Raw genomic sequence first — 9,086 nt, forward strand, 5'->3', positions numbered from 1 at the left:
GCAGGTGCCTTCTTGTGCGGGGAGATCCAGTCGAACAGAGACATGGCTGGGATTATTGCGGAAGCTTCAGAAAATTTGGGAGCCCATGCGCCCGTTTTTCGCATCTGGCGTCGCGGGGTTCGGGCTGCGCAGGAACATGCCGTAGAGCGGGTTGTGCGTTTCCTCGACCCAAGGGTAGCCGAGTGTTTGGAGAAACTCGCTGAAGTCGGCGTCTTCTTCCGGAGGCACTTGGAGGCCGACCAGGATGCGCCCGTAGTCTGCGCCCTGGTTGCGGTAGTGAAAGAGGCTGATGTTCCAGCCCGGCCGCATCAGCGAGAGGAATTTCAGCAGCGCGCCCGGTCGCTCGGGGAAGACGAAGCGCAACAGCCGTTCGTCGTGCGCGAGCGGCGACTGGCCGCCGACCATGTGCCGGATGTGCTCTTGCGCGAGGTCGTCGTGGCTGAGGTCGAGCGTGGGAAAGCCGTGGCGGCTGAAGCGCTGGGCAATCTTGGCCCCTTCGCCCGGCGCGTGGGTGGTGAGCCCGACGAAGACATGCGCGCGTTGCGGGTCCTGGATGCGGTAGTTGAATTCGGTGACGTTGCGCGGCCCGCCGGGCAGGCTGCCGATGAGTTCGAGAAATCGGCGGAAGCTGCCGCGCTCTTCGGGAATCGTGACGGCGAGCAGGGCTTCGCGTTCTTCGCCGACTTCGGCGCGCTCGGCGACGAAGCGCAGGCGGTCGAAGTTCATGTTCGCGCCGCAGAGGATGGCCGCATAGGTTTGTCCGCGGGTCTTGTGTTCGGCCACGTATTGCTTGATGGCTGCGACCGCGAGCGCGCCGGCAGGTTCGACGATGCTGCGCGTGTCGACGAAGATGTCTTTGATCGCCGCGCAGACCGCATCGGTATCGACGACGACGAAGTCATCGATCCATTGCCGCGCCAGCCGGAAGGTTTCTTCGCCGACGCGCTTGACCGCGGTGCCATCGGAGAACAGGCCCACGTCGGCCAGTTCGCTGCGCTCACCCGCCTCGATCGAGCGCCGCATGGCGTCCGAATCGTTCATCTGCACGCCGATGACGCGGATTTCGGGCCGCAGCGCCTTGATGTAGGCCGATACCCCGGCGATCAGGCCGCCGCCGCCAATGGCCACGAACACCGCGTCGAGCGGGCCTTGATGCTGGCGCAGCATTTCCATGGCGATCGTGCCCTGGCCTGCGATCACGTCGGGGTCGTCGAACGGATGGATGAAGGTCAGGCCCTCGCGGCGCTGCAGTTCCACCGCGTGGGCATAGGCGTCGGAGTAGGAGTCGCCGTGCAGGACGACTTCGCCGCCGAGCGTGCGCACCGCGTCGACCTTGACCTGCGGCGTGGTCGTGGGCATGACGACGACGGCGCGCGTGCCCAAGCGGTGCGCGCTGAGCGCCACGCCTTGCGCGTGGTTGCCGGCCGAGGCACAGATGACGCCCTTTTGCAGCTGCTCGGGCGTGAGTTGCGCCATTTTGTTGTAGGCGCCGCGCAATTTGAAGCTGAAGACCGGCTGCTGGTCCTCGCGCTTGAGCAGCACCTTGTTGTGCAAGCGCCGACTGAGCTGACGCGCGGGGTCGAGCGGCGTCTCGACGGCCACATCATAGACGCGTGCGGTGAGGATTTTGCGCAGGTAATCGATCGCGGTCAGCGGCTGGGGTGGGGGTGCGGAAGACATGCGGATATCGTAAGGGAACGCACCGCCCGTCTTCGCGTTGCCGCGCACCCATGCACAATCGCGCGGGTTGGGCTTGAGCAAAGGATGCCAAGATGGAATGCACCGTGAGTTGGACGGGGGCGTGCGGAACACGCTCGGGGATGGGCTTCGTGGCCGAGACGGGCAGCGGCCACGCGCTCGTGATGGACGGGGCTGCCGACCCGGCGCAGCCCGCGCTCGGCGGGCAAAACCTGGCGCCGCGGCCTATGGAGCTGCTGTTGGCCGGCACCGGCGGATGCACGGCCTATGACGTGGTGTTGATTCTTCGCCGCGGCCGCCACGACGTGCGCGCGTGCACCGTGAGCCTCAAGGCCGATCGGGCCGAAACCGATCCGAAGGTGTTCACCCGCATCCACATGCACTTCACGGTGCGTGGCCGGGGCATTCCGCCCGCCGCCGTCGAGCGGGCGATTGCACTCAGCCACGACAAGTACTGCTCGGCCTCGGTGATGCTGGGCAAGACCGCGCAGATCGAGACGAGCTTCGAGCTGATCGAAGACCAGTGAATTGACAGGCTGACCGCGCCCGCTCTCACGCCGCTTCGCCGGTTTCGGCGCCTTCGATGAGAAAGCGCACGCGGCGCTGGCCTTGCCATTCGTCGACGTCGAGGCGGAAGGCGAGTTTCACGCGGGCGGGCAGCGGCTCGGTGTGCGAGAACCAGATGCCGTCGACCGCTTGTCCGGCGTGACGCAGCTTGAGCGCGAGGTGTTTTTCGCCCACCAGCCGTTGGCTCAGCACCTCGACTTCTTCGCTGAACACGGGCGGTGCAAAGCCCTGGCCCCAGACCTCGCGGTGCAGCGTCTCGACCAGGTCGGGGCGGCGGTATTCGGGCGCGAGCGGCCCGTCGGTCTCGAGCCGGCGCGTCAGCGCGGCGTCGTCGAGCCATTCCCGCGCGACCGCATCAAAGGCAGCCGCAAAGGTCTCGAAGCCTTCGGGCGCGAGCGTGCAGCCGGCCGCCATCGCGTGGCCGCCAAAACGCAGCAGCACGCCGGGGTGGCGCTTGGCGACGAGGTCGAGCGCGTCGCGCAGGTGAAAGCCCGGAATCGACCGGCCCGAGCCCTTGAGCACGCCCGCTTGGCCGGGCGCGCCGCTGGGCGCGAAGACGAAGCTCGGGCGGTGCAAGCGGTCCTTGAGGCGCGAGGCCACGATGCCGACCACGCCTTCGTGAAAGCTTTCGTCGAACACCGCCAGGCCGCTGGGCAGCGTGCCCTCCTGCTGCAGCCGCTGGGCGAACAAGGTCTCGGCGGCGAGCATGGCCTGCTCGCGCATGTCTGCCTCGAGGTCGCGGCGGTCGCGGTTGATGGCGTCGAGCGTTTGCGCGAGTTCCGACGCGCGCGTGGCGTCGTCGGTGAGCAGGCACTCGATGCCGAGCGTCATGTCCGAGAGCCGCCCCGCGGCATTGAGCCGCGGCCCCAGCGCAAAGCCGAAGTCGAAGCTGGTGGCGGCCTGGGGCTTGCGCGCGGCGACCGAAAACAGCGCGGCCATTCCGGCGGGCATCTGGCCCGCGCGCACGCGCTTCAAGCCCTGCGCGACCAGGCGCCGGTTGTTCGCATCGAGCCGTACCACGTCGGCCACCGTGCCGAGCGCGACCAGGGGCAGCAGCGCGTCGAGCCGCGGCTGCGTCGCGGCATCGAAGCGGCCCCGGCGGCGCAGCTCGGCGCGCAGCGCGAGCAGCACGTAGAACATCACGCCCACGCCGGCGATGGATTTGCTCTCGAACGCGCAGCCGGGCTGGTTCGGGTTCACGATGACGTCGGCTTCGGGCAGGCGCGGCGTGCCGCTGGCGTCGGCGGCGCAGAGGTGGTGGTCGGTGACGAGCACCGACAGGCCCAGCGCCCGGGCGGCGGCGACACCCTCGAAGCTCGCGATGCCGTTGTCCACGGTGACGAGCAAATCCGCACCAAGCGCCCGGACGCGCTCGGCGATCGGCGCGGTGAGCCCATAGCCGTCGACCACGCGGTCGGGCACGAGGTAGCGCAGCTGTGCAGGCGCAAAGCCCAGCATCGCGAGACCGCGCAAAGCCACCGCACACGCCGTGGCGCCATCGCAGTCGTAGTCGGCGACTACGCAGAGCGTGCGGCCCGCTTCGAGCGCGTCGGCCAGCAGCGTTGCGGCGGCGTCGGCACCGAGGAGGGTGGCGGGCGGCAGCAAACGCGCGAGGCCATCGTCGAGCTCCTCGGGGCGCTGAATGCCGCGCGCGGCGTAGAGCCGCGCCAGCAGCGGGTGCACGCCGGCCTGCTCCAGCGCCCAGGCCGCGCGTGGCGGCACATCACGCACTGTAATTTTCATAGCGAAAGAAGACCGTTTGACGCTGGGGTTCGGCCGAAAAACCTTGAAATCCGTTGCCCCAGGCCGCGCCGCTGCGGTCCCCAGGTCTGAAACGCCTGGGCGCCGCAGAGCGTGAGCGTCACCGGCTCGCCGCGTGCGGCGGCTGCGGCCAGTTGCGCGAGCGGCCCGCGGTCGAGCTTGGCCCAGGCCTCGTCCCGCGCGGGCGCGCGGTCGGTGCCCGTCACCGAGGCTTGCGCCAGCGCGGCATCGATCTGCAGCGGCCGCGGTTCGGGCGGCGCCTCGAGGCTGCCGGCGGCGCTGAACCAAACCGCGTTGGCGAGCGGCTGCCGCCGTGCGGCGCGCGCGTCGTTGACGGGGTGGGCGTAGAGCTGCATTTGCAGTTCGCTCAAGAGCCGTGCGAGCGGGTCGCGGTGTTCGCGCGGCAGCCACGGCCGCACGTCGGCGCCGGCCGCCCGCGCCACCGAGGCCAAACGCCGGCCATGCAGCGCCTCGCCTTCGACCAGCCAGCAGACGCCGCGCGGCCGCACGGCGTCGAGCGCCGCGCGCCAGGCAGCGGGGACCGCCCGCGCCTCGGGCCTTGCGGTCGGCGGCTCGTGCAGCGTGAGGCCGTCTTCGGCCAGCAGCGGCTCGATGGCCGCTCGCAGTGCCTGGGCTTCTGCGGCCTCGAGCGCGAGCGCTTCGGGCTCGTGCATGAACACATGGTCCATCCCGACCTGCCAGTGGCACAGGCTCAGCCAGCCCCAGGCCGAGCGGCCGGCCGCGGGCAGGCCCCAAGCGTGCGCCTGCAGCGCGGCCCAGGGCGCGGCCTGCGCGGGGTCGGTGGCCAGGCCCAGCGCCAAGGCCAGCGCGCGCTCCGGCGCGGTTTCGGGCGCATCTTCGGGAACGAGCTGACGGGGGCCTGGGGCCAGGCGGCGCAGCAGCGCCTCGAGCGCGGGCCGCGGCCGGGCGCTGGGCGCATGCGCATTCAAGACCAGCAGGTGCAAAGCGGTGGTGGACATCGGTAACCGTTAGGAGGGGGAGGGCGTGACCGCGGCCATCTGAGTCAAGGCAGCGCGGGGCAGGCTGCTGGGGTGCGCCCGGGGGATGCGCTCGCGACGCCCCGGGCCGGAATTGTCGCGCAGCGGCTTACCGGGCGGCGCCGATGCCACAATCACCCCCGATGCAAACGCCTTATGAACTCATCGTCGGCTGGCGCTACACGCGCGCGGGGCGTGCCGCGCGCCGCAACGGCTTCATTTCCTTCATCTCCGCGGTGTCGATGCTGGGCATCGCGCTCGGGGTGGCGGCGCTCATCATCGTGCTGTCGGTGATGAACGGTTTTCAGAAGGAGGTGCGCGACCGCATGCTGGGCGTGATCTCGCACATCGAAATCTTCGCGCCCGACGGCGCGGCGCTGCCCGACGTGGCGCGCACCCTGGCCGAGGCGCGCGCCAACCCCGAGGTGGTGGCGGCTGCGCCCTTCATCGGCGCGCAGGCGCTGCTCACGCGCGGCGAGGACATGAAGGGCGTGCTGCTGCGGGGCGTAGACCCGGCGCAAGAGCCGGCCGTGACCGACCTGGGCCAGCATCTGCAGCACGCGGGGCTCGATCGCCTCACGCCGGGGGGCTTTGGCATTCTGTTGGGGGTGGATTTGGCGCGCTCGCTCGGCGTGCGCGAGGGCGACCCGGTGACGCTGGTGGCGCCGAGCGGCCAGGTCACGCCGGCGGGCGTGGTGCCGCGGCTCAAGCAGATGACGGTCGTGGGCATTTTCCGCTCGGGGCATTACGAATACGACTCGACGCTGGCCTTGCTGCACATCGACGACGCGGCGCGCATCTTCCGCGTCGAAGGCCCGACCGGGGTGCGGCTGCGGCTGCGCGACCTCGACCGCGCGCGCTCGGTGGCCGAGCAACTCGCCGCCAGCCTCAGCGGCGACCTGCGCATCCGCGACTGGACGCGCCAGAACGCCACCTGGTTTGCCGCGGTGCAGATCGAAAAACGCATGATGTTCATCATCCTCACGCTCATCGTCGCCGTGGCGGCGTTCAACCTCGTCTCGACGCTGGTGATGACCGTGACCGACAAGCACGCCGACATCGCCATCCTGCGCACGCTGGGCGCGAGCCCGGCGAGCATCATGGGCATCTTCGTCGTGCAAGGCGCGCTGGTCGGCGTCATCGGCACGCTGGCGGGGCTGGCGCTGGGGCTGCTGGTTGCCTTCAACATCGACGTCATCGTGCCGGCGATCGAGCGGCTGCTGCATGCGAGCTTTCTGCCCAAAGAGATTTATTTCATCGACCGCATGCCGAGCGACCCGCAGCGCGGCGACATCGTGCCGATCGCCGTGCTCTCGCTGCTGCTGGCCTTCGTCGCCACCCTCTACCCGAGCTGGCGCGCCAGCCGTGTGAACCCGGCGGAGGCGCTGCGTTATGAGTGAGCCCGAAATCATGCGCGACGGCGCCGGCACCCGCTGCGCCACGCCGGATGCAGAGGCCGACGTGGTGCTGCGCGCCACGGGGCTGACCAAGCGCTTTCACGAGGGGCCGCTCGACGTGACGGTGCTGCACGGCGTGGACCTCACGGTGCGTGCCGGTGAGACCCTGGCCATCGTCGGCGCTTCGGGCTCGGGCAAAAGCACCTTGCTGCATCTGCTCGGGGGGCTGGACGCGCCCACGAGCGGCGCGGTCGAACTCATGGGCCAGCCGCTCGCGTCGCTGAGCGCGGCCGAGCAGAGCGTGCTGCGCAACCGACACCTGGGCTTCGTCTACCAGTTCCATCATTTGCTGCCCGAATTCAGTGCGCGCGACAACGTCGCCATGCCGCTGTGGATCCGCCGCAGCACCCGCGCCGAGGCCGCCCGCGCCGCCGAGGCCATGCTGGCCGCCGTCGGCCTGGCCGAGCGCACGCGGCACCGGCCGTCCGAGCTTTCCGGCGGCGAGCGCCAGCGCGTGGCCATCGCCCGCGCGCTGGTGACCCGGCCGCGCTGCGTGCTGGCCGACGAGCCCACCGGCAACCTCGACCGCAGCACGGCCGAAGGCGTGTTCGACCTGATGCTCCAACTCGCGCGCGAGCAGGGCACGGCCTTCGTCGTCGTCACGCACGACGAGACGCTGGCCGCGCGCTGCGCGCGCCGGCTGCGGCTGGTGCAGGGGCGGCTTGCGCCGGCTGAAGGCTAGAGCCGCGCGGGGTGGCCCATGCCCGCTTGGATCGACACGCACTGCCACCTCGACGCGCCCGAGTTCGCGGCCGATGTCGATGCGGTGCGCGCCCGTGCCGCTGCCGCTGGCGTCGTGCGTTGCGTCATTCCCGCCGTGCAGGCGGCCGACTTTGCGGCCACCGCGGCGCTGGCGCACCGCCTGGGCGATGCCTATGCGCTGGGCATCCACCCGCTGTTCGTGCCGCAGGCCCGTGACGCGGACCTGGACGCGCTCGACGCCGCGCTCTCCGCGGCGCGCGACGACCCGCACCTCGTCGCCGTGGGCGAGATCGGTCTGGACTTTTTCGTGCCCGAACTCACGCGCGAGCCGTTGCGCACGCGGCAACTGCAGTTCTACCGCGCGCAACTGCGCCTGGCGCGCCGCTACGGCCTGCCGGTCGTCCTGCATGTGCGGCGCTCGGCCGACGCCTTGCTGCGTGAGCTGCGCGTGCTCGCCGGCGCCAAGGGCTGGCACGGCATTGCACACGCCTTCAACGGCAGCGCCCAGCAGGCGCAGGCGTTCATCGGGCTGGGCTTGAAGCTGGGGTTTGGCGGCGCACTGAGCTTCGAGCGGGCCTTGCAGATCCGGCGTCTCGCGCAAACCGTGCCACTCGACGCGCTGGTGCTCGAGACCGATGCGCCGGACATGCCGCCGCAGTGGCGCTATGTCGATGCGGCGCGTCGCGCAGCGGGGACGCCGCAGGCGCGCAACGAGCCCGCGGAGCTGCCCCGCATCGGCGCGGTGCTGGCGGCGCTGCGCGGACTCTCAAGCGAGGCGCTCGCTGCCGCGACGCGAGAAAACGCCTGCGCCGCGCTGCCCCGGCTGCGCGGGCTGCTCGGCGCGGCTTGCGAGGGGACGGCGTGCGCGTAGCCCGCCGCAGTTTTTAGCGCCGAGCCCCGGCGTGAAATGGTGAAATCGTGCTCTCAAAAAAGGAACAAACCCAGGCTGCTCCCAGCGCTCCGGCGGTGACGGCGCCCGTCGTCGCCGCGCCGGTGGCCGCGCGGGATGGGGCGCCTCTGACTGGCCTCGCACCGGTCGTGCGCGACGACACCGTGCTGGTGGTGCTTGGCAGCTTCCCGGGCGTGGCTTCGCTCGCGGCGCAGCAGTACTACGCGCATCCGCACAACCATTTCTGGCGCATCATCGAGACGATTTGGCCGCCACCCCAGCGTGAAAAGGTCGGTTGGTGCTATGAAAAAAGGATCGCCTGGCTGCTCGCGCAGCGCGTGGGCCTGTGGGACGTGTACGCGGCGTGCACGCGCGAGGGCAGTCTCGACGCCGCCATCCGCAACGCCATCCTCAACGACTTCGCCGCGCTCGCCGCGCGCGGCCCCCAGATCGTGGCGGTGGCGCACAACGGCGGCGAGAGCTTTCGGCACGCCCGCCGCGTGCTCGCGGCGTTTCCCCGGCCTTTGGAGTCGCACCGCCTGCCCTCGACCAGCCCGGCCAACGCGAGCTGGTCGTTCGAACGCAAACTGGCGGCTTGGCGCGCCGTGTTTGCCCGGCATGGGCTGGTATAAGGCAACGCTGAACAAGTCCCTCGCGCGTCGCGCATCCCGGCTGCGGGCGGTCTGCTTCGTTGCAAATCCTCGCCATAGCTGCGGCTATGGCTGCGGTTTGCGCCTCGCATCCCATCCCGCGGCCGGGCGCGTACCATCGCAGGAACTGATTCAGCGTTGCCATAAGAGCAAGCCTGACTGAGCAACGCTGACCCTGTTGACCTTGATCCCCTCCCTGTGTTCATGACCACGACCCGACGCGGCGCCGCCCGAGCCGAATTGCCTGAGGTGCATTTTTCCGATTTCGATGGGGTGCGCTGCCTGCACCTGGGCACCGATTGGGTGCAGGGTGCGATGCGTATCGACGATCCGTTTGCGATCGAACTCGAATACGTGCAGCGCA

General features: G+C 70.1%; 8 protein-coding genes and 1 pseudogene. 6 read left to right on the top strand and 3 right to left on the bottom strand.

What is annotated here, in order from left to right; all coding sequences use genetic code 11:
• Nucleotides 1-66: 66 nt before the first annotated feature.
• Nucleotides 67-1,680, bottom strand: a complete 1,614-nt coding sequence (gene ilvA / locus JHC36_RS07380; protein WP_287917743.1) for a threonine ammonia-lyase, biosynthetic — start codon at nucleotides 1,678-1,680, stop codon at nucleotides 67-69.
• Between the two features lie 92 nt (nucleotides 1,681-1,772).
• On the opposite strand from ilvA, the gene JHC36_RS07385 reads away from it, so the two are divergent.
• Nucleotides 1,773-2,225, top strand: coding sequence for an OsmC family protein (locus JHC36_RS07385; protein WP_287917745.1), 453 nt, complete (start codon nucleotides 1,773-1,775; stop codon nucleotides 2,223-2,225).
• Between the two features lie 25 nt (nucleotides 2,226-2,250).
• On the opposite strand, the gene recJ is transcribed toward JHC36_RS07385, so the two are convergent.
• Nucleotides 2,251-4,008 carry a single-stranded-DNA-specific exonuclease RecJ gene (gene recJ, locus JHC36_RS07390; protein WP_287917748.1) on the bottom strand — a complete coding sequence of 586 codons (1,758 nt, stop codon included), beginning with the start codon at nucleotides 4,006-4,008 and terminating at the stop codon, nucleotides 2,251-2,253.
• Nucleotides 4,005-5,006 carry a hypothetical protein gene (locus JHC36_RS07395; protein ID WP_287917750.1) on the bottom strand — a complete coding sequence of 334 codons (1,002 nt, stop codon included), beginning with the start codon at nucleotides 5,004-5,006 and terminating at the stop codon, nucleotides 4,005-4,007. Before JHC36_RS07395 ends, recJ begins: the two co-directional genes overlap by 4 nt.
• A 161-nt stretch (nucleotides 5,007-5,167) precedes the next feature.
• On the opposite strand from JHC36_RS07395, the gene JHC36_RS07400 reads away from it, so the two are divergent.
• The 5 genes and pseudogenes from JHC36_RS07400 to JHC36_RS07420 all read left to right on the top strand — a co-directional run.
• A complete protein-coding gene (locus JHC36_RS07400) occupies nucleotides 5,168-6,424 on the top strand; it encodes a lipoprotein-releasing ABC transporter permease subunit (RefSeq protein ID WP_124220555.1) in 1,257 nt (418 codons plus the stop codon).
• Between the two features lie 10 nt (nucleotides 6,425-6,434).
• Entirely contained in the window at nucleotides 6,435-7,163 is a 729-nt protein-coding gene (gene lolD, locus JHC36_RS07405; RefSeq protein WP_287917755.1) for a lipoprotein-releasing ABC transporter ATP-binding protein LolD, read from the top strand.
• Between the two features lie 18 nt (nucleotides 7,164-7,181).
• A complete protein-coding gene (locus JHC36_RS07410; RefSeq protein WP_287917752.1) occupies nucleotides 7,182-8,054 on the top strand; it encodes a TatD family hydrolase in 873 nt (290 codons plus the stop codon).
• A gap of 122 nt (nucleotides 8,055-8,176) precedes the next feature.
• The gene (locus JHC36_RS07415; protein WP_287917758.1) at nucleotides 8,177-8,704 is read left to right on the top strand and encodes a DNA-deoxyinosine glycosylase; all 528 of its coding nucleotides are present in this window, start codon (nucleotides 8,177-8,179) and stop codon (nucleotides 8,702-8,704) included.
• A 222-nt stretch (nucleotides 8,705-8,926) separates the two neighbouring features.
• Nucleotides 8,927-9,086 (top strand): annotated as a pseudogene (locus tag JHC36_RS07420) (spermidine synthase); the annotation flags it as partial.

Source organism: Tibeticola sp., assembly GCF_022759015.1.
Classification (GTDB): domain Bacteria; phylum Pseudomonadota; class Gammaproteobacteria; order Burkholderiales; family Burkholderiaceae_C; genus Tibeticola; species Tibeticola sediminis.

What these genes read in the sequence shown, in the direction of transcription:
- ilvA (WP_287917743.1), bottom strand. Translation starts at nt 1,680, where the DNA reads ATGTCTTCCGCACCCCCACCCCAGCCGCTGACCGCGATCGATTACCTG.
- JHC36_RS07385 (WP_287917745.1), top strand. Translation starts at nt 1,773, where the DNA reads ATGGAATGCACCGTGAGTTGGACGGGGGCGTGCGGAACACGCTCGGGG.
- recJ (WP_287917748.1), bottom strand. Translation starts at nt 4,008, where the DNA reads ATGAAAATTACAGTGCGTGATGTGCCGCCACGCGCGGCCTGGGCGCTG.
- JHC36_RS07395 (WP_287917750.1), bottom strand. Translation starts at nt 5,006, where the DNA reads ATGTCCACCACCGCTTTGCACCTGCTGGTCTTGAATGCGCATGCGCCC.
- JHC36_RS07400 (WP_124220555.1), top strand. Translation starts at nt 5,168, where the DNA reads ATGCAAACGCCTTATGAACTCATCGTCGGCTGGCGCTACACGCGCGCG.
- lolD (WP_287917755.1), top strand. Translation starts at nt 6,435, where the DNA reads ATGCGCGACGGCGCCGGCACCCGCTGCGCCACGCCGGATGCAGAGGCC.
- JHC36_RS07410 (WP_287917752.1), top strand. Translation starts at nt 7,182, where the DNA reads ATGCCCGCTTGGATCGACACGCACTGCCACCTCGACGCGCCCGAGTTC.